This is a genomic window from Allochromatium palmeri (genome assembly GCF_009720725.1).
Classification (GTDB): Bacteria; Pseudomonadota; Gammaproteobacteria; order Chromatiales; family Chromatiaceae; genus Thermochromatium; species Thermochromatium palmeri.
Genome location: NZ_WNKT01000018.1, coordinates 43,326 through 70,221 on the forward strand (window position 1 = coordinate 43,326; position 26,896 = coordinate 70,221).

Genomic DNA, 26,896 nt, shown 5'->3' on the forward strand with positions numbered 1-26,896 from the left:
ACCGTTCGATGCCGATCGACGTCAGTGACAGCGTGTTGGTGGCCCGGGAGCTGCTCAGCGTCGAGGACGCCGAGAGTGTGCTCGACTGGCTGATCCAGCATCCGCACGGCCAGATCGATCTGGCTGACTGTAACCATGTGCACGCCGCCAATTTCCAGGTACTGATGGCGGCCCGACCCAAGATTGCTGCCTGGCCACAGCGCGAGACACTCGCCGACTGGCTGCGGGCGGCATTGATTCAGGAAGACACGATCCATGTCCAAGACGATTCTGGTAGTTGATGATTCGGCCACGATGGTGATGAGCCTCAAAGCCAGCCTGGAAATGGCCGGCTTCAAGGTCGAAACCGCCGGCGATGGCGTGCAGGCACTCAGCAAGCTCAAGTCTGGTATCAAGCCCGATCTCATCATCACCGACATCAACATGCCGAACATGGGCGGAATGGACTTCATCCGTAACGCGCGCACGCTGCCGGGGCTGCGCTTCACGCCCATCCTGGCCCTGACCACCGAGAGCCAGCAGACCAAGCGCGACGAGGCCAAGAAGATCGGCGCCACCGGCTGGCTGGTCAAGCCGGTGGGCGGCACCGATCTGGTCAAGGTCATCAAGCAAGTGCTGCCGGGCGCCTGAGGAGCGCGTCTCGATGCCCTTCGTCAAACCGCGTCATTCACTGATCGAGGCAACCCTGGCCCAGTCGCGGGCGCTGCGCCGTGTCATGGCCGCCCTGACCCTGGTCGGCACCCTGGTGCTCTCGATCCTGGTCTATCAGACCGACGACTGGATCGCTTTCAACGCCGCTCAGCAGGGTATCGACGAAGGACTGCTGAAGGCACTGCTGGTCGGCAGTACCCTGCTGCTGACCAACTTTCTGGTCGGCTGGTTCGTGTTCAGGTTCAACTTCCGCACCACCGGCGCCATGAGTCAGGCACTCGACAGCTTCGATGCCACACTCAAGCACAACGAGCAGATGAATCAGGCTGGCCGCGCCGCGCTCTTGCAGACGGCCGTGCTCGATCAGGCCTTCGACGAACGTCTCAGCGAAGCCGTGCACGACAGTGAGACCTCGGCGCTCGATGTCATCGAGCGCGCGACCCAGCTGAACGGGGCGGCGGGCACGCTGCTCGATTATCTGCATCACTCCAATATGGATGCCAACACCATGGAGCAGGACATCTCCCATGGCGTCGACGACATCAGTGAGATCGCGCGCTTCGTCCAGGAGCTGCCAGCCAAGATCCGCCACGACATGGCCGCTATCCAGACCGTCGTCCAGGACATCAGCCAGCTCGAAGGTCTGGCGACCTCGATCAAGGACATCAGCAAGCAGACCAATCTGCTGGCGCTCAATGCCGCGATCGAGGCCGCGCGCGCCGGCGAGGCCGGACGCGGCTTTGCGGTGGTCGCCGGCGAAGTGCGCACGCTGGCCACCCGTGCCGCGACCGCCGCCGACACCATCGAGGCTGGACTCAACAAAGCCCTGGGCGCAGCCGAGCGCAGTATGCAGCTCAATTTTCTCAGCGATTCGGACCAGCAGCTCGAACAGGCCACCGATGTAGTCGCCTCGGTGCATCGTCTGCGCGATAACTACGAGGACATGCGTCAGTTCTACAAGACGCTGTTCTCGGTCGTCACCCAGCACAACACCAGTCTGGCCGAGCAGATCGCCGACATGCTCGGGATCCTGCAATATCAGGACGTGATCGGGCAGCGTCTCACCCGGCTCCAGGCCGCGCTGCGTCAGCGCGCCGCGCTGCTGATCACGGCCGGAGAACCCTCGGACAGCCTGTTGCATCTGGCCGAAGCCCTGAGTCAGTTGCACGTCGACTATCTGGAAGACGAGTCGCGGCACGCGCGCCCGGCTATCGGCGAGGCCGGGACGACCAGTGCCGGACCGCCCAGCATCGAGCTGTTTTGATCGCCGTCGCCTGGACGCTGGCGGCGAATACGGATGCACGCACAATGCTCTAACATGACCGCCATGTAAGCGGTGAAACGCGCGACTTGGCCCGAGCGACTCGATCGCTCCGGCAAGGGATACAGCCTACTGATGAACACAGCTTTTCAACGACTCCAGCACGACCAGCGCGCCGAACTGCTCGCCGACTGGTTGCAGCACCTGACCACCACCTTCGATCGGCATCATGCCCATCCGTCCAGCCTCGACATTCAGCGCGAGGTGCTGTTCAACGCCATTCTCGCGACCCTGGCCGGTGTGCCCAGTGACGATTTCAGGCTTGATCCCGAGAGCGAACTGGGCCGACATCTGAGTCGGCTCATCGCCGAACAGGCCCGCCAGCTCGCCAATCCGGCCGATAGCATCGGCTCCCTGCTCGCCCTCAAATCGATTCTGGCGCGCGCCCTGATCGCACTGGATGCCGAGAGTCCGGTCATCGATGAGCTGCTGTGGCTGGACCGCGTGTTCGACGGTCTGTCGCTCTTTGCCTTCAAGTCCTTCGTCGACATCCGCGAGCGGCTCATCGCCGAGCAGAGCCTGTCGCTGCTCGAACTCTCGACGCCCGTGCTCAGGGTCTGGCATCAGGTGCTGCTGCTGCCGCTGGTCGGCGTCATCGACACCCAGCGCGCGCGTCAGGTCACCGAACGGCTGCTGGAGTCCATCGCCCAATACGAGGCGCGTGTCACCATCCTCGATCTGACCGGCGTGCCGGTGCTCGACACCAGCGTAGCCCAGCATCTGATGAAGACCATCGATGCGGCACGGTTGCTCGGCACTCGCATCGTCATGACCGGCATCAGCCCCGAGGGCGCCCAGACCCTAACCAAGCTCGGTATCCGCTTCGCTGATGTCATCAGTCGCGCCACGCTGCGCGCCGGTATTGCCGAGGCACTGCTGATCGTCGGTCGGCGCATTGCGCCGCTGAACGAGGAGCGACCGGCATGAGGATTCCCATCCTGCGTCTGGAGCGAATCCTGCTGGTCTCCATCCAGGTCGATCTCACTGACAACGATGCCATGCAGTTTCAGTCCGACCTGGTCGAGCGCGTGGCTGAGATCGAGGCGCTGGGTGTGGCCATCGACATCACGGCGCTCGACGTGGTCGATTCCTATATGGCGCGCGTCATCAACGACACGGCCAACATGGTGCGGCTGCTCGGGGCCGAGGTCGTCATCTGCGGCATCCAGCCCTTCGTCGCCCTGACCCTGATCGAGATGGGGCGCGGGCTGCTCGGGGCCGACTGCGCCTTCAACCTCAGTCAGGCGCTGGAAATGCTCAAACGGCGCATCGCCGAGCGCGGCGATACCCGCTTCATCGGGGACGAGGATGTCTGAGCCGCTCGATCCCGCGTCTCTACCGATCCGGTCCACGCTCGACATCGTCACGGCCCGCCATGCCGCGCGCGAACTCTGTGAGCGACTCGGATTCGGCAAAGCCGATCAGACACGGCTGGCCACGGCCGTTTCGGAGCTGGCGCGCAATGTCATCCAATATGCCGGTGTGGGCACCTGTCTCATCGAGGATGAATCCGACGCGCACTCTCGTCGCATCCAGGTGCGGATCGAGGATCAGGGACCGGGCATCCCCAATCTGGAACTGGCCCTGACCGACGGCTACAGCACCAGCGGCGGACTCGGCGCCGGGCTGCCGGGCACGCGCCGGCTGACCGATGTGTTCCAGATCGAATCCGTACCCGGCTCGACACGGGTGACTATCGCCCTGGTCAAGCCGCGATGAAGCCGGAGCGGACGCCGCCTCCTTCGGACGCGGCCCTTGCCGAACTGGCGGCAGCGGGCGTGCGTGTGCTCATCAGTTCCGAGCCGGATATCATGGCCGCCAGTCGTCAGGCGCGGCTGCTGGCTGAGCGGCTGGGCTTCTCGCGCAGCGCGGCCTACCATGTCGCCACGGCGACGTCTGAGCTTGCGAATAATCTGCTGACCCATGCCGGCGGCGGGCGGCTCAGTGCCAACCTGCTCGACGAGCGCTTCGGCAGCGGTCGCCTGGGGCTGGAACTCCTGGCTGAGGACGAAGGCCCGGGCATCGCCGATCCCGCGCTGGCGCTGACTGAGGGCTATAGCACAGGTCGCGGACTCGGCTGCGGTCTGCCGGGCGTGAAGCGTTTGATGGACGACTTCAGTCTGGAGCCGCGTCCAGGTGGCGGTACGCGGGTCTGGGCGGTCAAATGGCGCTGACACTGTCGATGACCGACGCTGATCCACTGAGTGGAATCCAGGCGCGAATCGGCCAAGCGCTTCGCCCCATGCCGGGCGAGACGCTCTGCGGCGATCAGCTCGGCTGGTGGACGCGCCCCGACGGTTGGCGAGTGGCGCTGGCCGATGGACTCGGTCATGGCGCTGAGGCGCATGTCGCGGCAGCCACCGCCATGCGCCAGCTCGCTACCGATGACGAGATACCGCTGGCTGAACTCTTCGCCCGCTGCGACCGGGCGCTGATCGACACCCGTGGCGTGGCGCTGTCGGTGATCGACATCCGGCCGGCCGAGTCGGTCATCGTGCAGGCGGGCGTCGGCAATATCCGCACCCTGCTGATCCAGGCTCAGGGCACCAAGCGTCTCGGCGGCGCGCGTGGGATCGTCGGCGCCGGATTCGACGGACTGCGCCCGGAGCGTCTGCCGATCGCCGCCGGCGATTGGTTGCTGCTATTCTCCGATGGTCTGCCCGAGAACGCCGGGTTGGTCGAAATGCTGCACGAGGAGGCGCCATCCGACCAACTCGCTGAACGTCTGCTCACGCGCTGGGCTGGATCGCACGACGACGCCGGCCTGCTGCTCTATCGTCATGGCTGACACGACGACGACATCGGATTCATCCACCCACGACATCACACGGCTCTATGCCGAGGTGCTGCAACGCGCGGTTTTCGCCAAGGATGCGCTGGCGCTCGAAATGGCGCTGACCGAAGCCTCGGATCTCGGGCGTGACCTGATCGTCCTGGAGATCCCGCTCGAAGAGGTCGGCGAACTCCATCACGAGGCCCTGGTGCAACTGGCGCGTGCCAATCCGGATCTGCCGCTGCAACAGGTTGCTGCACGCATCACCGCACCGTTGATGGAAGCAACCATGGCCTACAGCCTTGCCTTCCGCGAACAACTCGAACGCCGGGCCACGACCCTGGTCAATGCGCGTCTCGAACAGTCGCGCCGACTGGAAGCCGTCGGCACGCTCGCCGCCGGGATCGCGCACGACTTCAATAATATCCTGGGCGCCATCCTCGGCTTCAGCGAGCTGCTGGAGGATGAGCTGGCGCCGGATTCGTCCGGCCAGCGTTATCTGGAATACATTCAGCAGTCAAGCTTTCGCGCGCGCGATCTCATCGCACGGCTGCTGGCCTTCGCCCGCGATCTGGCCGATACTCCGGTTCCGGTCGAGGTCGTGGCGCTGGTCCGCGACACCCTGACCCTGCTGCGGGCGTCCTTGCCGGTGGGCGCGCAAGTCGCATTCAATTCGGAGATCGACGAAGCCTGGGTGCTGGCTGAGCCGAGCCAGATCCAGCAGATCGTCATGAACCTCTGCATCAATGCCGCCGATGCCATCGGTCAGGCGCCAGGGCACATCGAGGTCGGACTCGAATGGGTCCAGCGTCTTGAGGACACGGCCGCCGAGACGCCGGGCTGGGTCCGCCTAAGTGTACGTGACGATGGCGAGGGCATGACATCCGAGGTGCGCGAGCGCATTTTCGATCCCTTCTTCACCACCAAGGAGCCCGGCAAGGGCAGCGGCCTGGGGCTGTCGGTCATCCATGGACTGGTCGGTCAACTCGGCGGACGCATCGAGATCGAGAGTGCGCCTGGGGCTGGCAGCCGTTTCATCATCGAGCTGCCGCGATTGGCGCCGCCAAACGCGACGGCCGACGACAGTGGCGCGACTCACAACGAGAAACTGCAATGACCAATGTACTGATCGTCGACGACGACGACATCTTTCGGGCCATGCTGGTGGAAATGGTCCAGCGCGAGGGCTATCAGGTCAGCACGGCGACCGATGGCAACAAGGCACTGGCCGCCATCGAGCAGAGCCAGCCCGATCTCATCATCACCGATATCCTGATGCCCGAAAAAGACGGCATTGAACTCATCATGGAACTGGCGCAGCGCGAATCCGGGATTCCCATCATCGCGGTCTCGGGTGGACGCCGTTCGATCAGTCTGGAATTCAATCTGGAGTCGGCCAAGCTGATGGGTGTGCGCGCCACCCTGCCCAAACCCTTTTCGCGCGAGGATCTGCGCCGGGCGATCGCCGAGGCCCTGGCCTAGAGGACCGCGCCGACAGCCGGCCGGATCAACCGGCGTCGAGTACCTGCTCGGCCCAGTCTCCCAGTGCGTCGAGGATCGCCAGCCTGGCTGGATCATCGTCATGGATCTCGGCCAGCTCGGCGAGTCGAACCTCATACTCCTCGATCTGAAGACTGGCCCCGCCCTCGGGGTCGGTGAGACGCGCGAAGCGGTAGGCGTCCCAGTCTTCCCGCTCATCCGGACTCAGGGTCTCGGGCCAATTACGGGCGCGATAGCGAAATAGCATTGTCTCCAGTCGCGAATCGGTGAAACGCGGCGGTGAGGCGGCCAGCTCGGCGGGGCTTGAACGCAGCACCTGATCGCAAGCCCGGCGGTCGTCATCGGAGATGAAACCACCTGAGTAGAGCATCAGCTCGGGATCGGTCTCGACCGGAAGTGGACGTTGGTGCACCTCACGCACACGCTCTTCGATCTCAGCGGACGCAGCGGCAATCCACTGCGCATGGCGCGCGACCTGAACCGGATCGATGCGCCAGTGTTCAGCACTGTCCGCAGTCAGGGTCGCAAGCGGGGCGAGCATGGGCGCATGATTGACATGCACGGTCTTGAGCGGGACACGCTCCACACCGGCGGGCAGCTCCTCGCTCGGTGTGAAGAGCCGACGACGGATCTCATCCACCGACAGATCCAGCAGCGGGGTCGGGTCGGCACGCAGATCGAAACAGATCACGCCATTGCTATTGGTTGGATGAGCGGCTACCGGGAAGATCGGCGCGATACAGCCGAGTGCGGACGAAAAGCGCGCCGAGACATGCAGCAGCGGTCGACGCTCATCGAGAAACGCACGCACGCGCCGCTTGTCGCGCAGTGTCAGCGCATAGTCGAACAGCCGGGGTTGCGCGCCACGCAGTCGGCGCGCGAGCGCGATGGTCGCGCGCACGTCGGCCAGCGCATCATGGGCCTGACCATGGGCGATACCATTGGCTGCCGTCAGATGCTCCAGCCGAAACGAAGTCGTGCCCTCGTCGTTGCACGGCCAGTCGAGGCCCTCGGGGCGCAGTGCGTGCGCGAGCCGCAGCACATCGATCAGATCCCAGCGCGAGTTGCCGGAGCGCCATTCGCGTGCATAGGGATCGAAGAAATTGCGGTAGAACAGATGACGGGTGACTTCGTCGTCGAAGCGCAGGCTATTGTAGCCGACACCGCAGGTTCCGGGTTGACTCAGTTCCGCGTGGATTGCGCGCGCGAATTCGGCCTCGATCAGGCCCTCACGCTCGACGTGTTGAGGTGTGAGTCCGGTGACAAAACAGGCATCAGGATGGGGCAGCAGGTCATCCGTCGGGCGACAGAAAATGACCAGCGGATCGCCGACCTCATTGAGATCGGCGTCGGTGCGGATCCCGGCGAACTGACAGGGACGATCGCGACGCGGATCGGCGCCCCAGGTCTCGTAATCGTGCCAGTAGAAGGTCGCGGACACGCACCGAACCTCCAGCGCCGGATGTTGGCCGTCCGGACGGGACGGCCAGAGCGCCGCTTAGATCTTTTCCTTGATACGCGCGCGCTTGCCGGTCAGGCCGCGCAGATAGTAGAGCTTGGCGCGACGCACGTCGCCCTTGCGCTTGACTTCGATGCCGGCGATCGACTGGCTGTAGGTCTGGAATACGCGCTCCACGCCCTCGCCGTGCGAAATCTTACGCACCGTGAAGGCCGAGTTCAGGCCGCGATTACGGATGGCGATGACGACACCCTCGAAGGCCTGAAGACGCTCGCGGTCTTTCTCCTTGACCTTCACCTGCACGACAACGGTGTCACCTGGAGCGAAATCCGGGACTTCGCGGGTCATCTGCTCTTGATCGAGCTGCTGAATGATGTTGCTCATGGTTTCCTTAGGCTCCTGTTCTCAGCCGGCGCCACCCTCGCGATGGGCCAGTATGAATTCATCGAGTAACGTGCGCTCGGCCTCGCTGAGCCCGCGGCGCTTGAGTAGATCCGGACGGCGCTGCCAGGTCCGTCCCAGCGCCTGCCGTAACCGCCAGCGCTTGATGGCGGCGTGATCGCCACCGATCAGCACGGAGGGGACCGAGCCTTCCTCGATCCGCTCGGGGCGGGTGTAATGTGGGCAATCCAAGAGCCCATCCATGTGCGAATCCTGTCGCGCCGAATCGGCATGACCGAGTGCGCCGGGCAGCAGCCGGATGACCGCATCCATGACCACCATCGCCGGCAGCTCGCCGCCGCTCAGGACATAGTCGCCGATCGACCACTCTTCATCGACGTGGGACTCGATCAAACGCTCATCGACGCCTTCGTAGCGTCCGGCAAGCAAAATCCAACCGGGACACGCGGCGATTTCGAGCATCGCAGCCTGATCGAGCACTCGCCCCTGCGGCGACAGATAGGCGACTCGACTCTGCGGCGCGGCGGCACGCGCGGCCTGGATCGCCTCGCGCAACGGCTCGACCTTCATCACCATGCCTGGACCGCCGCCATAGGGGCGATCATCGACAGTGCGATGGACGTCGTGCGTGAAATCGCGCGGATTCCAGAGATGCAGCTCGGCCAGACCACGCGCCAGCGCTCGTCCTGTTACGCCCTGATCCAACAGGATGCGAAACAGATCGGGAAAGAGCGTGATGACATCGAAGCGCGTTGGAATACCCGGCTCTACGGCGCTCAAAACTCGGGATCCCAGTCGACCTGGATCCGGCGCTGGTCGAAATCCACATCCAGAACCACGTCCTTCCAGACGAACGGAATCAGCCGCTCGCGATCACCCTGGACAACCAGCACATCATTGGCGCCGGTCGCAAAGAGATGCGAGACCTGTCCGAGTTCCACGCCGGTTTGGGTGACGACAGCCAGACCTTCCAGATCGATCCAGTAGAATTCGTCTGGACGCGGCGGCGGCAGCTGATCGCGTCGAATCGCGATCTCCTGACCGATGAGCGCTGCGGCCTGATCGCGGTCTTCGCAGCCGTCGAGGCGGGCGATGACGCCCTTGCCATGCGACTTGCCCTCAAACACGCGCCGCTCGACGCCGTCAGCCCCCAACAGCCAGGGCGAATAACGCAGGATGCCTTCGCGTGGATCGGTCTCGGAGTGGATTTTGATCCAACCCTTGACGCCATAGAGTCCGGATACGCGACCAATTACGATCCGAGAGGCGTGGCTGTGCTCGGACAGCATGGCGGCGCCTCGCGCTCGCGCCGAACTCAAGCGGCCGCTGCGGCCTCGCTCGTCGCCTGCTTGATCAGCTGCTTAACGCGATCGGTCGGCTGAGCGCCCTTGCGAATCCACTCTTGAGCAAGCGTGGTATCGAGTCGCAGCGGAATCTCACCGCCACGCGCATTCGGGTTGAAAAAGCCGAGACGCTCGATGTAGCGACCATCACGCTTGGAGCGGATGTCGGCAACAACAATCTGATAAAAAGGGTTCTTCTTGGAACCACCACGTGACAAACGAATCGTGACCATGTGCTGTCCTGGCTCAAGAGCTGGATAGGGAGGCTCGCGGAAGGCCCGCGGGTAAACGCGCAAATATACAGAATTATGCGCAAAATGGAAGCCTGGATTTTATCCGGCATTCCAATCAAACGAAAAACACGCATTGCCCCGAGGGGCTTGGGTCCGTATCCTCCCCCATCGGCTCCCGACCGATGATAGATAGGGAAGATTGCATGTCAGTCAACGCCTGGCTCAAATCGCAACGGCCGCTTGCCGGCACAGCGCTTATATTGACCGTCTGGCTCAACACGGCCAACGGACTGCTGGCTGTCGCCCAAGCCTGGGTGCTGGCCGTGATTCTCGATGCCGTGATTTTCAAAAGCGCCGGTCTGGCCGATGTCCAGCCCTGGCTGTGGGCACTGCTGGCGCTTTTCGGCGCGCGCGCGCTCATCGTCTGGTTCGCCGAGCGCTCGGCCTTTGAAGCGGCGGCTTCGGTGCGCGCCACCCTGCGCGACCGCCTCCATCGTCATCTGCAGCGGCTCGGCCCCAGTTATCTCTCCGGTCAGCGCAGTGGCGCCCTGGTCGAGACCCTGACCAAGGGCATCGATGATCTTGAGGGCTATTACGCGCGCTTTCTCCCAGCCATGACCCTGGTCATGATCCTGCCGCTGGCCATTCTTACCGCCGTGATGCCGATGGACTGGCTCGCCGGGCTGGTGCTGCTGTTCACGGCGCCCCTGATCCCGCTGTTTATGATCCTGATCGGCTCAGGCGCCGAGGTACGCAATCAGCGCCAGTGGAAACAGCTCGCGCGCATGAGCGCGCACTTTCTCGATGTCATCCAGGGACTGACCACGCTCAAGCTCTTCGGCGCCAGCCGCCGCGAGGTCGCGGTCATCGCGCGCGTCTCAGACGACTATCGTCACAGCACCATGCAGGTGTTGCGCGTGGCCTTCCTGTCCTCGGCGGTGCTGGAATTCTTCGCCAGCGTTGGAATTGCCATCGTCGCCGTCCTCATCGGCTTCCGCCTCTATGGGCTGGCGGTGCCGGTGCCGACCTGGATTCCGATCCCGGATGTGACCTATCTGCAAGGATTCTTCGTGCTCATGCTCGCGCCTGAGTTTTATGCGCCCTTGCGTAATCTCGGCACTCAATATCATGCGCGCATGGGCGCAGTGGCCGCCGCCGAGCAGTTGATCCAGGTGCTGGACACCCAGCCGACCCAGATCAATCCGGGCACCGAACCGCTGGCCGCCACCCGTCCGCTCGGGGTGCGCTTCGAGTCAGTGCGCTTCAGTTATGAGCCGGGCCGCGAGGCGCTCGACGGTCTGAGCTTCGAGATCCCGCCCGGCCAGCGCCTCGCCCTGGTTGGCACCAGCGGCGCGGGCAAGACCACGGTGGTCAATCTGCTACTCGGATTTCTGGTGCCGACCGAGGGGCGCCTCCTGATCGGTGAACAGGCGCTCGCCGACATCGATCTGGAGGACTGGCGCCGTCATCTGGCCTGGGTGCCCCAGCAGCCGCGACTCTTCCAGGGCACGATCGCTGACAATATCCGGCTCGGGCGTCCCGAGGCCGACCTGGACGCGGTACGCAAAGCGGCGCAACGTGCGCGTGCCGCTGAGTTCATCGACGCCCTGCCGCTGGGCTATGACAGCCCGGTCGGCGAGCGCGGCGCGGGATTGTCAGGCGGACAGATCCAGCGCATCGCCCTGGCGCGGGCCTTTTTACGCGATGCCCCGCTGGTCGTGCTCGACGAGGCCACGGCCAATCTCGATCCCGAGAGCGAGCGTCTGGTCCAGGAGGGCATCGACGAGCTGGCGCGCGACCGCACCCTGCTGGTGATCGCGCACCGGCTGGCGACGGTGCGCCGTGCCGATCGCATCCTGGTGCTCGACCGGGGGCGGATCGTCGAGCAGGGTACGCATACTGAACTGGCCCAGGCCGGCGGACTCTATGCGCGGATGATCGCCGCCCATGGCCCGCGTGCGCACAGGAGCGAGGACTGATGAACGAACTGCACCGTCTGTGGCAACTCTTTCAGCCCTATCGAACCTGGATGCTGTTCGGCACCCTGGCGGCGATCCTCACGCTGCTGGCCAATGTGACGCTCATAGCCGCCGCCGGCTGGTTCCTGACCGCCATGGCGGCCGCTGGCGTCGCCGGCGTCTCCATGAACTATTTCACCCCGGCGGCGCTGATCCGGGGCAGCGCCATGATCCGCACCGCCGGACGCTACAGCGAGCGACTCGTCAACCATGAAGCAACCTTCCGGCTGATCGCCAGTCTGCGCGTGTGGTTTTATCAGCATCTCGAACCGCTCGCCCCGGCGCGCCTCCAGCAGTATCACAGCGGCGATCTGCTGAGCCGTATCCGTGCCGACATCGACGCGCTCGACAGCTTCTATGTCCGGGTGCTGGTGCCGGTCGCGGTGGCCAACGTCAGCATCCTGCTGTTTACGATCTTTCTGCTCTTCTACCACCCCTTGCTGGCGCTCTCCGGCCTGACCTTTCTGGCGCTGGCCGGGGTCGGGCTGCCGATCTGGTCGCAAGCGCGTGGCCTGGCGCCTGGACGACGCATTGCCGAGGACGAAGGCGCCCTGCGCGCGGCGGTCATCGACGGTATTCAGGGCATGGCCGAACTCACCCTCTATGGCGCCGCCGAGCGGCAGGCCCAGCGCATCGATAGCCTGAGCCGCCGCCTGATCGCCGATCAGACGCGCCTTGCCAGCGATCACGGCCTGACCCAGGCGGCCGTCGGACTCTGCGCCAGTCTGAGCCTCTGGGTGTTGCTGTGGATCGCCATTCCATTGGTCGATGACGGACGGCTGATGCCACCGCAACTGGCGATGCTGGCACTGTTCACGCTTGCCAGCTTCGAGGCCGTCGCACCGCTGCCGCAGGCATTCCAGATGCTCGGCCGCACCCTGGCGGCGGCGCACCGGCTGTTCGACATCGTCGATACCGAACCGGCGGTGGCTGAGCCGGACACGCCCTCGCCCCGGCCCGAGCGCTTCGACATTGAGTTCACGGACCTGAGCTTCGCCTATCCAAACGCACCGCGCCCGGCGCTGTCGGGCATCCGGCTCCAGGTGCCCCAGGGCACGCGCGCCGCCGTGATCGGCGCCACCGGCTCAGGCAAGAGCACGCTGTTCAATCTGCTGCTGCGCTTCTGGGCGCCGGATTCAGGCCGCATCCGCATCGGCGGTCATGACATCCTCGATTTCCACGGTGACGATCTGCGCCGCCATATCGCGGTGGTCAGCCAGCATACCCATCTGTTCGATGCCACCATCCGCGAAAACCTGCTGCTTGCCGATCCCGAGGCCAGCCAGGACGCCATCGAAGCGGCCTGTCGCGTGGCCCAGATCCATGATTTCATCGCCGAGTTGCCTGAAAGCTATGACACCTGGGTCGGCGAGACCGGAGTGCGACTCTCGGGCGGTCAGGGCCGGCGCATCGCTGTGGCGCGTGCCTTGCTCAAGGATGCGCCCATTCTGCTCCTCGACGAGCCGACCGAGGGTCTGGACGCGGCCACCGAACGCGATCTGATGCAGGCGCTCGACAAGCTCATGGCCGGACGTACCGTGCTGCTCATCACCCATCGCCCGGCCGGACTGGACTGGGTCGATCAGGTGCTGGTGCTCGATCAGGGGCGCGAGCTGGCACGCGGCGACGTCTCAGTCATCCCGACCGCGATGCAGGCGGCCTTGCTGCCAAGGCACACCGAGGTCGAGCCAACGTGAGTCCAGAGAGATCCAGACGGCTATAGCGCTCCAGGAGGCTGACGACGGACGGGGCGGGCGGCCTGTCCCTGGGGCGGGCGCCGCCGTGGCACAGGCGGCTGACGAAAAAATTCGACCAGCCCCGCGATCAGACAGGTCAGCGAAACACCGAGTCCGAACGCTGAATACACCGCCATGTGCAGCATCGAGGCCTGGATCTGAGGCCAGTTGTTGAGACGGATCCGAACCATCTCAGGGGTCACGAAATAGGCCAGTCCCTCGGACCCGAGCGCCGTGAGCGAATTGCGCTCCAGGTGATTGCCCAGCGGCTCGCCGTCGAGAAAAATCTGAAAGTTTCCGCCCGTCTGCTCCAGCGGCAGCGCCATCTCCATGGGCGTCCACCAGATCTGGGTCTCGCCCCAGATGGCGCGTCCGTAGTCCAGGCCGAACTGAGTCCCGGCGATCGGGGTGCCCACCAACCCGATCATCATCAATAGATTCATCTTGCGTCTCATAGCGCTCCCGACTGACTGCTCATGACGGATGGCGCTCCATGTCTGGTCGCGCCCTCATGAGGGTGAACTATAGCGTCAAAGTCGCTCGGACGGAGACCGCGCGAGCCATCGTGCAAACGGCTCGGTACAATGTCCCCGCTTTTCTCAACCACGGAGCCGTCATGGCGAACTATCACATCTACGGAATCGGTAATGCTCTGGTCGACATGGAGTATGAAATCACACCCGAGGATCTGGGCGTCCTCGGCATCGACAAGGGCGTCATGACCCTGGTCGACGAGCGCCAGCAGCTCGACATCATGCATCATCTCAAGGATCACCATCATCAGCGCGGCTCGGGCGGCTCGGCGGCCAATTCCATCATCGCTTTCAGCCAGTTCGGCGGTAAAGGCTTCTACTCGTGCAAGGTCGCCGACGACGAGCTGGGGCACTTCTATATGAATGACCTGATCGAGGGCGGCGTGGACACCAACCACCACACCGAGAAGGATCAGGGTCACACCGGACGCTGCGTGGTGCTGGTGACGCCGGACAGCGACCGCACCATGTGCACCTTCCTCGGCGTGAGTGGCAATCTGTCGGCCAATGAGCTGGTCGCGGAGGCGCTGTGCGACTCGGACTGGTTCTATACCGAGGGCTATCTGGTCACGTCCGACTCGGCGCGGGCCGCCTCGATCGAGGCCAAGCGGATCGCCGAAGCCGCCGGCGTCAAGACCGCGATCTCGCTGTCTGATCCCAACATGGTCAAGTTCTTCAAGCCGGGACTGCTGGAGATGATCGGCTCGGGCGTCGATCTGATCTTTGCCAACGAGTTTGAAGCCATGGGCATGGCCGGCTCGGACGATCTGCATCAGGCCGTCGACTATCTCAAGACAATCGCGCGTAACTTTGCCATCACGCGCGGCCCCGAGGGTGCGCTGGTGTGGGATGGTCAGGCACTGATCGAGATCGATCCGGTCAAGGTCGAGGCCGTGGATACGGTCGGCGCGGGCGATATGTTCGCGGGCGCCTTCCTCTATGGGCTTAGCCAGGGCTGGAGCCACCAGCGCGCGGGCGATCTGGCGTCGACCGCCTCGGCCAAGCTGGTGACCGCGCTCGGGCCGCGCCTCAGGACCGAGGAGACACGGCGCCTCCTGAAAGGCTTTTGATCGGTACTGGCGTCAGCCGGGCGGGTTGTGGAACTGGGATCGAGTCGACACATCGAATGTCCAAATAAAGCTAGCATTATCATCAGGTATAGTCGTCCCAGCCACGAGTTCCAGCGACCTAACGTGTTCGAATCGGCTGGATATCTCGCGACAGGAGGAATCCAATGCTCAGCTTCGATGCTCAATCGATCCCATCGCCACTTGTCATCCGTGAGTATACGCGGCCACGTTTCGACACAGACCTGGACGCCCTGAAAGACTGGCTGGCTGAACTCAAGACGCGCGGCGTGCGTCAGGCCGGTCCGGCGCTGGTTCTGACGCTGGAGAATCTGCGCAAGACTGAACTTTCGTCCAACCGACGGCTGACGATCCTGTCGTTGCTCAAGGTGCCCGTGCTCAAGACCTGCGCCGGACTGCCCAAGCCCTCTGCGCATGACGCGACCGCAACCGACGCCAATCACGGTCTCACCATGGAGCAACGGCTCGGACGCCTGATGTTCGTCAACCTCAATCGCACCCTGCACCAGCTCGACAAAGAGCATCCGGTGCCCAACGCGCGCCAGCAACAGAGTCGCTTATGGTTGACCCGCAATCTGTTTCGCTTCGCCGGTCGTCAGATCCGCTACGCGGCGCTGTGGAAGACCACGCTACCGACCGGCACCTGGCGCGATCTGCACGAACTGCATCTCTACCTGAGTTCACGCCGGCTCAATTCGTTCTGGGATCTCGACGCCCAGCGTCCGACCATCGGTGAATTCGATCACGAGATCGAATACAGAACCCTGCTGCTGCTTGGCCTGGCCGCCAAACTCAAGGATTCGGTGCTGCAGAACACATACTTCATGGAGGGACTGCCGGCCTGGGCGGCGCAGACCCGACTGGAAGACCCGCATACCAAGCTGGGGCGGCTGCGGTTGCTCGTCGTCGAAGCCTCGTCGGACGAGGCGCCACGCCAGCTCACCGGGAGTCTGGAGATTCCTTTCCGAGGTTGGGTGCTACAACCGCCCTACCCCTATCTCCACGAGCTCGAGAATGGCCCGTTCGGAATGAGCGCCTTTGGCGACCAGCCGCTTGGGCTCGAAGCCTATTGAAGCCTTCGCGGCGGACCGTATGCTCGGTCTAGCCGCCAGGATTCGTCAACCGACTCGCAAGACTGATGAAATTACTCGCCATTGATACCTCCAACACGGCCTGTTCGGCCGCGCTCCTCATCGACCAGAGCGTCGTTCAAGAACTCACCATCGCCCCGCGCCGCCATGGCGAACTGATCCTGGGCATGATGCAGCGTCTGCTGGACGGCGCCGACCTGGAACTTCGCGATCTGGATGCCCTGGCCTTCGGCTGTGGCCCCGGCTCGTTCACGGGCATCCGCATCGCGACCTCCGTGATCCAGGGCGCCGCCTTTGGCGCCGAGCTGCCCGTGGTTCCGGTCTCGACGCTTGCGGCCATGGCGCAGGGCCAGTTTCGGCGCGAGGGACAGCGTCGGCTACTGACCGCGCTGGACGCGCGCATGGACGAGGTCTATTGGGGCGGCTACGAGATCGGCGGACAGGATCTGGCCGAGCTGTATGGTGCTGAGCAAGTCTGCGCGCCCGAGCATGTCACACGACCCGAGGGCGATGGCTGGCAGGGTGTGGGGCCGGGCTGGGGTGTGCACGGCGAGGTGCTGACACAGCGGCTCGGATCGGCCCTGAGCGGGTCCAATCCGGACGGTCTCTGCGAAGCGCATGACATCGCGCTCCTGGCCGCCGCCGAGCTGGCGGCTGGTCGCTGGGTGGCTGCCGAGCACGCGCTTCCGGTCTATCTGCGCGATCAGGTCACGCGCGCGCCCGCTTGAGTCGTGTCTCCGATCAGCGTTCCAAACCGCTCAGGAACGCCCCTGGACGACCGGATGGCTGTGTCGGCAGTGGCGTCTCAGACAGCTGAGGACATAGTGCAGCAGGGTCGCGCCAACCGCGATGAAGGCGACGAGCGCCATGCCCAGACGTTGCCAGGGTTCGATTGGCGAGAGTCCCAGAATCAGCCAGGTCAGAAAGGCGATGACGCCAGCGATGGTCAGGATCATGGCAAACGGCCAGAGTGGGCGATCGCACTTGGGACAGAGATTCATCGGCGTGGTACTCCGTTGGGCGAAAAAACGGCACCCTCGGGCATCCCGGTGGAATGAGGTGAGGCGCGATGAGCGCGGGCGAGTCGCATCTGATTGCCCGGAGAAAGACAGTCTGTGCGAAAGATCGACTCGAATACATTGAAATCAGTCAATATCAATGAACCATGAGGCTCCAGAACCCAGGTCTCACCCTTCTCGAATGGCTGACCATCGCGCTCGACGCGGTCGATGGCGCACGCTCGGTGCAACGCGCACTCACCGCGCGCCCGATCGAGGGTCCGGTCTGGATCGCCGCCATCGGCAAGGCGGCTGAGTCCATGACGCTGGGCGCGCTTGAAGTGCTCGGCGACTCTTGTCAGGGCGGCATACTGGTCACCAAGCCAGGACATGCCGAGCCGAACCGCTTCCAGAGGACGGGGATCGAGGTCCACGTCGGCGGCCATCCGCTGCCGGATGCCGGTAGCCTCGCGGCCGGCGAGCGCCTGCTGAAAAGTCTCGACCGGCTGCCCGCTGAAACACAGCTCCTGTTCCTGCTCTCCGGTGGCGCCTCGGCGCTGATCGAGGCGCCGGTCAGTGGTCTGGAACTCGCCGAATTACGCGCCATCAATGCCTGGTTGCTCGGTAGCGGACTGCCGATCAGCGCCATGAATCGCGTGCGCCAGTCGGTCTCGCGTCTCAAGGCGGGCGGTCTGCTTCGACATCTCGGCGGACGTTCTGTCCGTCAGTTGGCCATCTCGGACGTACCAGGCGATGTGCCGGGCGTCATCGGCTCGGGTCCACTGGTTCCGACATCTGACTTGGCAGAGCAGGTCGGACGCCTCACCCTGCCCGATTGGCTCGCTGACTGGGTCGCGCGCGGACTCGTCGAGCGCGGCACACCACCAGCGCAGGGCCCAGAGATAGAGCTGGTTGCCACGCTGTCGATGGCCAAGGCGGCGGTCGCGAGCGCGGCCGAGTCCAGCGGCTTGACGGTCTGGCGGCATCCCGAGCTGATCGAAGGCGATGCCGCCGATCAGGGTCGCGCGCTCGCCCGGACGCTCATCGGCAGCGCACCGGGTCTGCATGTCTGGGGTGGCGAGACGACAGTCCGGCTCCCCGAGCCGCCCGGACGCGGCGGACGCAATCAACATCTGGCGCTGGCGGCGGCGATCGAGCTGGCGGGACGCGATGATGTCTGGCTACTGAGTGCCGGCACCGATGGCGGCGACGGGCCGACGGAGGATGCCGGCGCGCTGGTCGATGGCGCAACCCTGGAGCGGGCTGAACGGGCCGGACTCGATGCCCGCGTCTGTCTGGAGCAGGCCGATTCCGGGCGGCTCCTGGAGGCGAGCGGCGATCTCGTCTACACCGGGCCGACCGGAACCAATGTGATGGATCTGATCCTCGGCTACAAGGCACCGTCTCTGTCCTGAACCCGCGCGGCCTGAGTCGACCGCCGGAACAGGCACACGGGTCGATACAGCGTCAGTCGTCGCACGCCAGATAGCCGAGCTGATCGATCCCGAAATGGGTCGGTGTCAGCCCAAGCCGCGCGAAGCTGTCGTTCTCGGTGCAGACGTTGCCTTCCATCAGCATCTGGATCTGGTCACGCGAAATGGGGAACCAGGGGAAGCGGTCGAAGAGACCCGCCGCCGCCTTGATCGCCAGTGCCGGTGCCGGAACCATCATCTTGGTGCGACCCGAGGCCGCCGCGATGGTGGCGAGGATCGCCTTCCAGCTCAGACGCTCGGGACCGCACAGCGAATAGGTCTGCGACTCGGTGCGCGGCTCGCTGAGCGCGAGTACGAAAGCATCGGCGACATCCTTGATGCTGACCGGCGCCAGCTCGAAGAGTCCGGCCTTGGTCGGCAGCAGACCGGCATGGAACAGCGGGGCCGGCAGCGGACTGTCGATGATGTCCTTCTTGAGCTGCGAGCAGAACTCCATGCGTCCCTCGGACTCGCCGAAGATCACCGATGGCCGGAAGATCGTCCAGTGCAGACCTGAGTCCTTGAGCGCCTGCTCGGCGCGGTACTTGGTACGCTGATAGGCCGTGCCATCGGGCCGGATGCCGTTGGCGCTCATCAGGATGAAGCGCCCGACACAGTTCTCCTGGGCGGCGGCGATGGCATCGACCACGCCCTGATACTGGAGCGCCTCGAAGGTAATGCCCTGCGCCGGGAACTCGCGCAGAATGCCAATCAGATAGATGACCGCGTCACAGCCGCGCACGCATTCCACGAGCGAGGGCAGATTGCTCACATCGCCGTGGACGATCTCGCAGGAGGCGGGCTGCTCGACTTTCGACTCGCTGCCCGGACGCACCAGCAGACGCGGCACATGGCCGGCTGCCAGCAGATGGCGTGTGATATGTAGACCGACGAATCCTGTCCCGCCGATGACCGCAACCTTCATTGGAGGCTCTCCCCTGTTTGAATCAAATCTGTGATGGCGTCGAGTCGATGGGCTCGCGATCTGGCGCGCGCCGGACGGCTCATGACATAACGCTCACTAGATGGGTGCGGAGATGGCGCGCTCAAGGCAGATGTCAACGGGTGGCCACGTGGGCGCTGGCACGCGCGGCAATCGGCTTGGGTGTGGGCGCGAGATCGAGAACACTCTGACGGCGCAGACGGCGCACATTGCGGCGGGCCGTGCTGAAGACTTCGCTGATGGCCTCGGCGGCGACCTTGCGCGCTTCGCGCACCACCACCTGACGGCCCGAACCAAGCTTGGCGCTCAGCTCACAACGTACCCGATGACCATGTAACTGGTCGAACTCTTCCTGGACATTGACTTGAGCCTCGATCGGCTCACTGGGAAAGCGGTCCACGAGTTTACGGGTTTCCGCTTCGATCTGACGACGGATAGCGGCATCCAGCGCAAGCATATCGCCGCCTATCTTTAGGACCATACGTGACGTTCTCCATGGACTCGACCGCCGATGGTGTCGCGCGTTGGTCGCGACAGCGGGGGTCGAGCGGATCTGACTGAGTGAGGGCAAGTGCCTCGTCGATTGAACACGTCGCTGAAGTGTCTCTGGAGGCAAGGCGGGCACGGCATGAGACGCGCGACGGCAGGCGGATCATGGCGTCCGAGCGCCCGAAATGCAAGACCAAATCACTCGAAGAGATTGCGATACGCGCGCTCGAAGTGCTTGTAGGCATCCCAACCGTCTTTGTCCATGACCTGATCGATGACCCAGCGGTTGTCCTCGGATTCGCCCATGATAGTCTGGATTTCGTGTCCGAGATGGCGCAGAAAGGCGTAACTGGGGCCATCCCCGGCGAACTGGAACTCGGCGTACTCGCCTGAGCGGGTGTCAAGCCGGGCGATGAAGGGTCCGCCATAGTCGCCCGGGCCGAGCAGATCCTGACTGTTGTCCTGGACATGGCCGAAGAGCTTTTTGGCGAACTCGACGATGAGCGTGCGCCGGTCGGCGTCATTCAGTTCGGCGTGTGCCAGCCGGTCGGTGATCTGGACCAGGAACACCAGATACTCCTGGATCACGGCCAGACGCTGCGCGTCGTCGCGATAGACGAAGCGCTCGCAATGCAGGTTGATTGCCTTGTCGAGCGCGATGCGCCAGGCGATATAGGCCAGGGCGCTGGCGATCTCGGGCAGCGAGCGTTCGCGCTCGTCGTCTTTCCAGTGACTCTTGATGCGTAATGCCATGAATCAATTCCGAATGAGCAAGCGTTTCGAGGGTTCGATGGATCAGTGACAGGGTGCAAAGAAGGCGCTGGTCAGGGCCTCGCGACACTGAGAGCCGACAGACGACTCGGCCTGGGCCTCGACCTCCAAGGGCAGGGATTCACCGGACATCTCCAGCAGCTCGCGCGCCAGCCGGCACGGCTCGCTCCCGGCACAGGCCGCATCCTCGCCACAGACACGCTGGACCAGTTCCAGGCAGGAACCGGACTCGCGTTCCGCCGCGCGTGGCGGCTGGCGCGGTGGTGCTTCGCCCCAGGTCTCCAGCATCGATGAATTCGGCACGGCCATGCCATCACGCACGATGACGATCGAGCCGTCCTCCAGACGATGCACACCATCCCAAAGTGGGGTGCGCTGGCCATCCTCCAAGCGCCAGGCGCGATGACTGGAGGCGTCGATCTCAACTCCGGAGCCATCCGGCAGGCGCGCGCTCCAGTCAGCGGCTTGGGACGACTGGCTCACGCCAAGACTCAAGCCCAGCAGGCAGACGCCAGCCCCCCACATCGCCCACCAGGATCCAACGCTCGTTTCGCGGTTGCGACACCGTTCGGGCCGGTGCCGGAGACTCATCAAATCGGACATGATCCACTCCTCGCTCTATCTCAACGACCAGGCGCGTCCGGTGCCATGGACGGCATCCTGGACTGAAGGTCACGCCACAGATCCAGACGCTCCGCCCCCCCGACCCGCTTGCCGCTGCCGGCTGACTTGGCCAGCCACAATCCAGTACCGTTGAAACTGTAGACCGGTTGCAGATCAGCGCGTTCGGTCGCCGGCAGGATATGTGGATTCAGGTTGTCCAACACCAGGGGCGTGGCGCGTGGCGTGGCGAAATAGGTCAGGACCATGTGGGCCTGATCATAATCGAGCGCCTTGACGTAAGTCAGGCGCAGGCGCTCTTCAGGGACGCCGACATGGATGAGAGTGAAATATTTCGCAATGGCGAAGTCCTCGCAATCGCCACCATTCTTGACCAGGAACTCGAAAGGGGTCGTCCAATAATCGCTGACGCCCCAGAGCGCGACGTCATCGAGGAAGCGCAACTGGTTGAAGAAATCGTTCACAACCCGAAGTTTGTCGTCCTCGCTCAAATCCTGAGCCGACTCCATCATCGACTGCCAGGCGCGCGCTCGCTCTCCTGCCTGGATTCCATGCTGCTTCTCGATCGCGGCGATCCATTCCGAGCTGAGATCCAGCGCAGCCGTGAGCGTGGCGGACAGGAGGAGTCCCAGCAGGAAGGCGAGCAGACGGCCCAGTATGGACCGGAACGCATCGACCGCAGTGCCATTGGCGAGTACAGCCACGCGCGATCACGCCTCAATGGCTCGCGCCTGGCAGACCGATCTCGCGGACGATTTCCAGGTCGCTCCGGCTCTGGACGTTCTCGGCCACAATGATGATATCGAGCAGGTCGCCGACCTGGCGGATGGCTTCGACCAGGGTGCGCTTGCTCTCGTCGCTGCTGATACCGGCAGTCAGATCGCGGGCAAGCCGGATGAAATCGGGCCGCATGGTCTTGACCGCCTCCACCGACACGAATTGCGGCTCGTAACGCTTGAGCAGCACCCGTGCCCCCAGTCCATGCGCAAATCGGATGAAGTCCTGGAACAGCGCCGGATCCTTGGCCACGCCATAGGCGGTGATGCTGAAGATCAACTGACCGGCCTGGGCTGGATGTCGATGCAGGAAATCATTGAGCCAGGCCCTGAAATCCAGACTGCGCAGCGTGGCCATCGCCAGGTTGATCTCCACGCCATGACTCACCCGCTCGGCGACGAGGCGTTCCACGACCCGCTCGGTCACACCGCGATCGAGATCGGCGATCCGGTCGAAGCGCTCGGCCATGGACACGAAGGCCGCGATTGGCAGGGGGGTGCCGGTCTCGTCGAAGACCTGGGTGAAGGCTTCCTCCATGAGCAGACCACCATGGCGCAGATCCTCGACCTGATCGATGTAGGAGATCTGATAACGGCGCTGATCGATGAGGTCGAACACTAGGGCGTGCCATTGCTCACGGCTGCGGCCCTCCTCGTATCCCTGACGGATGACATAGCTGTTGGCACCGATGAGCCGTGCTTGCTGACAGGCATCCTGGGCCGCCGCCAGGATACCGGTCGGAGCGCCGAGCGGGTTGAGGGGCGCGATCCCGACATGGGCGATGTCCGCCCGCCCGTGGCGCTCCCCGACGTCGCGTAATGCCTCCTGCAAGGCACGGGCGAATGGCTCGACACGAACGGCGGACAGTCCTGGCAGGACGAGCGCGAACTCGGCGCCATGGAAGCGATATCCTCTGGCCTCGGGCTGCTCTGCGGTGGCGCACTGCACGAGCGCCTCGGCCAGGTGCCGCAGCAGGGCATCGGTCGCCGTCTCGCCCAGATCGCGCGCCAGTTCAGCAAAGGCGTCGATGCCGATCGAGACCACATAGCCCTCCTCGCCACCGAACAGGCGCTCCATGTCTGTCTCGAAGTTGGTCTTTTTGTACAACCCCGTCAGCTCGTCGAGCCGCAGACGCTGGCCGAGCGCGTCCAGGCGCTGGTTCAGGTGGCCGATGACGCCCTCGATCTTGCCGGACATCTGGTTCATCGAGCGCGCGACATTGCGCACCTCGGTGGTCCAGGGCAGGGTCGCGATGCGCGCGAAGCTCCCGGCGGCGATGGCCTGGGCCTGGCGGTCGATGGTTTTGAGCGGTCGTAGTGTGAAGCGCAGCAGCAGGAACAGCAGGAGCACCGACAACGCCAGGGCCGCCAGTGAGTAATAGAGGGCATCGAGCATCTGCTGATAGAGCTTGAGATAGGCATAGCCCGGATGGCTGGTGACCTGGACGCTGCCGGTGATGTTCCAGCCCGAGCTGATTTCGCTCGTCGCCGTAGCCGTCTCCATTGGCAGCCAGTGGATGAACCAGCGCGGCACCTCTTCGAAGATCTGGCTGTCATTGAGCTGCACCAGCGTCCGACCCTCGACGTCGGTGAGGCGGATCTCCTTGTAATAGCCCATGTCATAGATGGCCTGGATCATGGTGGCCAGGATGGGATCGCGTGGATTGGTCATGTACGGGCTGAGCGACAGGCCGAGCGAGGTGGCCGTGTCCTGCGCATGGATGCGCGACTCGACTTGCAGATAACCGCGGATCTTGTCGAGACTGACGGCGAAGTTGCCGCCGAAGATCAGCAGGAACAGCACCGAGATCAGGATCAGCAACTGTTTGGACAATGACATGGATCGGTTCTCGTCCGAAAAGAACGGGGCCGCTCCAGCGACCCCGTTCATGCCGCGCACGGGCGGCCTTCCCTTCGAGTCAGCGTCCCGGTGGAGGCTACTTGACCGTCACCGTCACCGTGGACGTTCCGGAGTTACCTGCCGCATCGGTTGCCTTGACACTGATGACATGGGTGCCACTACCCGATTTCTTCGTGTTCCAGTTCGAGCTCAGCGAACCGCTGGACGAAGTCGCCGCTTGCTTGCCATCGATCAAGAGCTGCATCGATGTCACGCCAACATCGTCCGTGGCATTCGCGCTGATCGAGACGTTCCGGCTGAGCTGAGCTCCATCGAGCGGGCTGTTGATGCGCACCGTCGGTGCCGTCGTATCCAGCTGGGGCGCAGTCGGCGTGGCCGAGGCCGTGTTGGAATACGCCGAGTTGCCGAAGCTGTTGTAGGCGTAGACCCGATAGTAGTAGGTCTGTCCCGAGACGAGGCCGGTGTCGTCGAAGCTGGTCGTGTTCTGAGGCAGGGACGCGATCTCGGCCCAACTCGATCCGTCGATCGAACCCTGAACCCTATAGCCGGCCTCGTTGCTGGCATTGTCGCTCCATCTCAGGGCCAGGGCCGTCGAATCCGAGGTCGAGACATTAGTGGCGTTGAGTGATCCAGGCGCGGCGGGCGGACTCGTGACCGAGACACGGAAGTTGGCCACGATGGGCGCGGTCGCGTTCATGGAGCGGGCGGTATCGCTGGAACCCTCGATACCAATTGCATAGCCGTTATAGGTGAGATTGGGGTTGGAGAAGTACGGGATACGCGGCTCGCCGCTGCACGAATAGGACATGATGTCGCGGAAGCGGCCGCATTCACGATAGCCGTAGGAGTCGGGATAAGCCCCCATGCTCGGAGCATTGTCCGGGTCGTGCACGTTGCCCTGGTTGTGTCCCAGCTCATGGGCGAAACTGTCGTTGCTGCCAAGACAGTTGTAGATCGAGTCGTCGTGCAGCACGGCGAAGGCCCAGGGCGCAAAGGCGGTGCTGCGCCAATCGCTGTTCATGATCGTCGCATAGCCGCAATAGTTGCTATCGGCGGTGATCAAGGCCACCTGATCGGCACCGTACTCATTGCGCAAGGCATGGACGTCATCCATGTAGCCATCAGACGTCCCCATGACACGATTCCAAGCGGTCACCATGTCACCGGTTTCGGTATAGGCAATCTCCTCCATGTGCACCAAGTTCAAATACATGTCGATCTGGCTGTTCAGATAGGCTTGGTTGGCGCGCGCGACAGCGTTCATGATTTTGGTTTCGATGCCCGCTGCACCACCGGCATTGGCGCGTGCCTTGGGCGTATAGACCACCATCACGTCGACGACCTGTCCGGTCGCTGACGGTGTATCTCCAGTCGCGGTCACGGACGCATCGGTCGCCACGTCGCCGTCACCCAAATCGTCCGGCGTTGGCAGCTGCTCAGGCTCGAATTTGGCCGGCAGCTTGTTGGGGTCGAGTTCACGCACGGCATGTGTGTTGCCGCCTACGTAGACGATTTCGAAGAAGCGTCCGTCTACGGACACTGTCCCCATGAGCACCTTGCCCCTGGCTGCAAGAACGACCTCGCTGTCAGGGTAGTCTTGGATATGACCGAGCCAGACCGAGCCACCTCGCGCATCCTTGACGACCGAGTCGCGGACGGCAACCAAGTCGGTATCATCGAACAGATTAAGGTTGAGGGTTTCGGCCTCGATGGCACTGATATTAACCTTCGCGTGACGGGCGCGGTTCTTGAGAACCTTTTGTGGTTTCTTGGGTGAACCCTGGACATCGTCGGCATCGGGCGCTTCGAGCAGATCCAATGCCCAACGGCCATGCGGGGCTTGAGCGGGCACGGCGGCGGTTGGCGGCAGGGCTGTAAATTTATCGGACAGATAGGCGTTCCAGGGATCGGCAGCCAGCATGGCTACGAGGAGGCCGGCGACCAGGGCACCGCTCAGGGTTGCATAGTCGAGCATGCCGCGACTCTGCCCGGTCGTGCGGTGGTAGATCAGTAGCCCCAGGGCGGCCAGGACGACGAACAGGATCGCGACCATGGCGGCCAATAGCCAGTTGGGCAGGCCGGACAGCCACATCCAGTATTCCAGGTTGGGTTCAGTCGCGGCGGAAACCGCACCGCTCGCTGACACCAGCGCCGTCAGCACTAGCGATCGCTTAAGGAGTGTGACGTTCATCATTCGGTGCCTCTCTGACAGTGAAACAGGACATATGACGTGGCGTACAATTCAGCACCTTAGCGCATGGAACAATTGGCGTCCGTGAAGGGAAGCACATTTTTGCGTTGACTGAACAAAAAAGCCTCGCCTGTTTTTTTAGGCGAGGCTTGAATCAGCCGATCTATGCATTACATCCGTGCAAATCGCTCAAGACGGCCCTCACCTTTAAACGGCCTTAGATGGCGCGCTGGAGACGCCGTGAACGACGAATGCCAAACAGTCCACCAAGCAGTCCGATAATCATTAACCAGATTGAGGATGGCTCTGGAATACTGGGAGGAGGATCATCTCCACCCCCGCCGGGAGGAGGATCATCTCCACTCCCGCCGGGAGGAGTCGTCGATCTGGACCAAGTTACATCGTGCGATCCAGGATTGTTTATTTTGTCAGTGCTTGCAATGATGATTTTATTTTTGCCTCCACTCGATTTAACTGAAGTTTCAAGCGCCATGACATCAAAATGCACCCACGCTAATGCATCATTAGTGATGCTTACTTGCAACTGTTTAAGTACTTTCATTAAAAAAATTAAACAGATGAAAACGCAATTTTATATTCAGATCCATAACCATCAATAATTTCAC

The 26,896-nt window shown here is 63.3% G+C and carries 31 protein-coding genes; 16 read left to right on the forward strand and 15 right to left on the reverse strand.

Features of this window, described 5'->3' with window-relative positions; all coding sequences use genetic code 11:
* Positions 1–8: 8 nt before the first annotated feature.
* The 10 genes from GJ668_RS09985 (at position 9) to GJ668_RS10030 (ending at position 6,227) form a co-directional block, all read left to right on the forward strand.
* Complete coding sequence (locus tag GJ668_RS09985; protein ID WP_155450007.1) at positions 9–281, forward strand: hypothetical protein; 273 nt, start codon at positions 9–11, stop codon at positions 279–281.
* On the forward strand, positions 256–630 hold the full coding sequence (locus tag GJ668_RS09990) for a response regulator (protein ID WP_155450008.1): 375 nt from the start codon (positions 256–258) through the stop codon (positions 628–630). The genes GJ668_RS09985 and GJ668_RS09990 overlap by 26 nt, the downstream gene beginning before the upstream one ends.
* A 529-nt stretch (positions 631–1,159) precedes the next feature.
* Positions 1,160–1,915 carry a methyl-accepting chemotaxis protein gene (locus tag GJ668_RS21255; protein WP_246194776.1) on the forward strand — a complete coding sequence of 252 codons (756 nt, stop codon included), beginning with the start codon at positions 1,160–1,162 and terminating at the stop codon, positions 1,913–1,915.
* 132 nt (positions 1,916–2,047) lie between these two features.
* Positions 2,048–2,899 carry an STAS domain-containing protein gene (locus tag GJ668_RS10000; protein ID WP_155450010.1) on the forward strand — a complete coding sequence of 284 codons (852 nt, stop codon included), beginning with the start codon at positions 2,048–2,050 and terminating at the stop codon, positions 2,897–2,899.
* Positions 2,896–3,288 carry an STAS domain-containing protein gene (locus GJ668_RS10005; RefSeq protein ID WP_155450011.1) on the forward strand — a complete coding sequence of 131 codons (393 nt, stop codon included), beginning with the start codon at positions 2,896–2,898 and terminating at the stop codon, positions 3,286–3,288. The genes GJ668_RS10000 and GJ668_RS10005 overlap by 4 nt, the downstream gene beginning before the upstream one ends.
* Positions 3,281–3,691, forward strand: a complete 411-nt coding sequence (locus GJ668_RS10010) for an anti-sigma regulatory factor (protein WP_155450012.1) — start codon at positions 3,281–3,283, stop codon at positions 3,689–3,691. The genes GJ668_RS10005 and GJ668_RS10010 overlap by 8 nt, the downstream gene beginning before the upstream one ends.
* A complete protein-coding gene (locus GJ668_RS10015) occupies positions 3,688–4,146 on the forward strand; it encodes an anti-sigma regulatory factor (protein ID WP_155450013.1) in 459 nt (152 codons plus the stop codon). The genes GJ668_RS10010 and GJ668_RS10015 overlap by 4 nt, the downstream gene beginning before the upstream one ends.
* Positions 4,137–4,760 (forward strand): SpoIIE family protein phosphatase, encoded by a 624-nt coding sequence (locus GJ668_RS10020; RefSeq protein ID WP_246194773.1) that lies wholly within the window; start codon positions 4,137–4,139, stop codon positions 4,758–4,760. The genes GJ668_RS10015 and GJ668_RS10020 overlap by 10 nt, the downstream gene beginning before the upstream one ends.
* Positions 4,753–5,862: a sensor histidine kinase gene (locus GJ668_RS10025; protein WP_155450014.1), complete on the forward strand. Its 1,110-nt coding sequence runs from the start codon at positions 4,753–4,755 to the stop codon at positions 5,860–5,862. The genes GJ668_RS10020 and GJ668_RS10025 overlap by 8 nt, the downstream gene beginning before the upstream one ends.
* Entirely contained in the window at positions 5,859–6,227 is a 369-nt protein-coding gene (locus GJ668_RS10030; RefSeq protein WP_155450015.1) for a response regulator, read from the forward strand. Before GJ668_RS10025 ends, GJ668_RS10030 begins: the two co-directional genes overlap by 4 nt.
* Positions 6,228–6,252: 25 nt before the next feature.
* On the opposite strand, the gene sbcB is transcribed toward GJ668_RS10030, so the two are convergent.
* From sbcB to rpsP, 5 genes are read right to left on the reverse strand one after another with little or no spacing between them, the layout of a single operon-like run.
* Positions 6,253–7,686, reverse strand: coding sequence for an exodeoxyribonuclease I (gene sbcB, locus GJ668_RS10035; protein WP_186343018.1), 1,434 nt, complete (start codon positions 7,684–7,686; stop codon positions 6,253–6,255).
* 57 nt (positions 7,687–7,743) lie between these two features.
* Complete coding sequence (gene rplS / locus GJ668_RS10040) at positions 7,744–8,088, reverse strand: 50S ribosomal protein L19 (RefSeq protein WP_155450017.1); 345 nt, start codon at positions 8,086–8,088, stop codon at positions 7,744–7,746.
* Between the two features lie 21 nt (positions 8,089–8,109).
* Positions 8,110–8,886, reverse strand: a complete 777-nt coding sequence (trmD, locus tag GJ668_RS10045; protein ID WP_155450018.1) for a tRNA (guanosine(37)-N1)-methyltransferase TrmD — start codon at positions 8,884–8,886, stop codon at positions 8,110–8,112.
* Entirely contained in the window at positions 8,883–9,395 is a 513-nt protein-coding gene (rimM, locus tag GJ668_RS10050; protein WP_155450019.1) for a ribosome maturation factor RimM, read from the reverse strand. The genes trmD and rimM overlap by 4 nt, the downstream gene beginning before the upstream one ends.
* Positions 9,396–9,421: 26 nt before the next feature.
* Entirely contained in the window at positions 9,422–9,682 is a 261-nt protein-coding gene (gene rpsP, locus GJ668_RS10055) for a 30S ribosomal protein S16 (RefSeq protein ID WP_155450020.1), read from the reverse strand.
* A gap of 203 nt (positions 9,683–9,885) precedes the next feature.
* Here rpsP and cydD point away from each other — a divergent pair, with 203 nt between their 5' ends.
* Together cydD and cydC are read left to right on the forward strand one after the other, a co-directional pair.
* On the forward strand, positions 9,886–11,661 hold the full coding sequence (gene cydD / locus GJ668_RS10060) for a thiol reductant ABC exporter subunit CydD (protein WP_155450021.1): 1,776 nt from the start codon (positions 9,886–9,888) through the stop codon (positions 11,659–11,661).
* Positions 11,661–13,397 (forward strand): thiol reductant ABC exporter subunit CydC, encoded by a 1,737-nt coding sequence (gene cydC, locus GJ668_RS10065; RefSeq protein ID WP_155450022.1) that lies wholly within the window; start codon positions 11,661–11,663, stop codon positions 13,395–13,397. Before cydD ends, cydC begins: the two co-directional genes overlap by 1 nt.
* Positions 13,398–13,417: 20 nt before the next feature.
* On the opposite strand, the gene GJ668_RS10070 is transcribed toward cydC, so the two are convergent.
* Complete coding sequence (locus GJ668_RS10070) at positions 13,418–13,879, reverse strand: hypothetical protein (protein WP_155450023.1); 462 nt, start codon at positions 13,877–13,879, stop codon at positions 13,418–13,420.
* A 173-nt stretch (positions 13,880–14,052) separates the two neighbouring features.
* Here GJ668_RS10070 and GJ668_RS10075 point away from each other — a divergent pair, with 173 nt between their 5' ends.
* From GJ668_RS10075 to tsaB, 3 genes are all read left to right on the forward strand, one after another.
* Complete coding sequence (locus GJ668_RS10075; RefSeq protein WP_155450024.1) at positions 14,053–15,039, forward strand: adenosine kinase; 987 nt, start codon at positions 14,053–14,055, stop codon at positions 15,037–15,039.
* Positions 15,040–15,203: 164 nt separating this feature from the next.
* The gene (locus GJ668_RS10080) at positions 15,204–16,130 is read left to right on the forward strand and encodes a hypothetical protein (RefSeq protein WP_155450025.1); all 927 of its coding nucleotides are present in this window, start codon (positions 15,204–15,206) and stop codon (positions 16,128–16,130) included.
* A gap of 65 nt (positions 16,131–16,195) precedes the next feature.
* Positions 16,196–16,876, forward strand: a complete 681-nt coding sequence (tsaB, locus tag GJ668_RS10085; protein WP_155450026.1) for a tRNA (adenosine(37)-N6)-threonylcarbamoyltransferase complex dimerization subunit type 1 TsaB — start codon at positions 16,196–16,198, stop codon at positions 16,874–16,876.
* 30 nt (positions 16,877–16,906) lie between these two features.
* On the opposite strand, the gene GJ668_RS10090 is transcribed toward tsaB, so the two are convergent.
* Complete coding sequence (locus GJ668_RS10090; RefSeq protein ID WP_155450027.1) at positions 16,907–17,149, reverse strand: hypothetical protein; 243 nt, start codon at positions 17,147–17,149, stop codon at positions 16,907–16,909.
* A gap of 164 nt (positions 17,150–17,313) precedes the next feature.
* Here GJ668_RS10090 and GJ668_RS10095 point away from each other — a divergent pair, with 164 nt between their 5' ends.
* Positions 17,314–18,561, forward strand: coding sequence for a glycerate kinase type-2 family protein (locus GJ668_RS10095; protein ID WP_155450028.1), 1,248 nt, complete (start codon positions 17,314–17,316; stop codon positions 18,559–18,561).
* A 52-nt stretch (positions 18,562–18,613) separates the two neighbouring features.
* Here GJ668_RS10095 and GJ668_RS10100 read toward each other — a convergent pair whose 3' ends face one another.
* The 8 genes from GJ668_RS10100 to GJ668_RS10135 form a co-directional block, all read right to left on the reverse strand.
* Positions 18,614–19,543 (reverse strand): NAD(P)H-binding protein, encoded by a 930-nt coding sequence (locus GJ668_RS10100; RefSeq protein WP_155450029.1) that lies wholly within the window; start codon positions 19,541–19,543, stop codon positions 18,614–18,616.
* 133 nt (positions 19,544–19,676) lie between these two features.
* Complete coding sequence (locus GJ668_RS10105) at positions 19,677–20,042, reverse strand: HPF/RaiA family ribosome-associated protein (RefSeq protein ID WP_155450030.1); 366 nt, start codon at positions 20,040–20,042, stop codon at positions 19,677–19,679.
* Between the two features lie 206 nt (positions 20,043–20,248).
* A complete protein-coding gene (locus tag GJ668_RS10110; protein ID WP_155450031.1) occupies positions 20,249–20,803 on the reverse strand; it encodes a hypothetical protein in 555 nt (184 codons plus the stop codon).
* Positions 20,804–20,845: 42 nt separating this feature from the next.
* The gene (locus GJ668_RS10115) at positions 20,846–21,424 is read right to left on the reverse strand and encodes a hypothetical protein (protein ID WP_155450032.1); all 579 of its coding nucleotides are present in this window, start codon (positions 21,422–21,424) and stop codon (positions 20,846–20,848) included.
* Positions 21,425–21,444: 20 nt separating this feature from the next.
* Positions 21,445–22,146: a transglutaminase-like cysteine peptidase gene (locus tag GJ668_RS10120; RefSeq protein ID WP_222930773.1), complete on the reverse strand. Its 702-nt coding sequence runs from the start codon at positions 22,144–22,146 to the stop codon at positions 21,445–21,447.
* Positions 22,147–22,159: 13 nt separating this feature from the next.
* Positions 22,160–24,058 (reverse strand): bifunctional diguanylate cyclase/phosphodiesterase, encoded by a 1,899-nt coding sequence (locus tag GJ668_RS10125; protein WP_186343019.1) that lies wholly within the window; start codon positions 24,056–24,058, stop codon positions 22,160–22,162.
* Between the two features lie 97 nt (positions 24,059–24,155).
* On the reverse strand, positions 24,156–26,273 hold the full coding sequence (locus GJ668_RS10130; protein ID WP_155450034.1) for a M12 family metallo-peptidase: 2,118 nt from the start codon (positions 26,271–26,273) through the stop codon (positions 24,156–24,158).
* A 214-nt stretch (positions 26,274–26,487) separates the two neighbouring features.
* Complete coding sequence (locus GJ668_RS10135) at positions 26,488–26,832, reverse strand: PEP-CTERM sorting domain-containing protein (protein WP_155450035.1); 345 nt, start codon at positions 26,830–26,832, stop codon at positions 26,488–26,490.
* Positions 26,833–26,896: the final 64 nt, after the last annotated feature.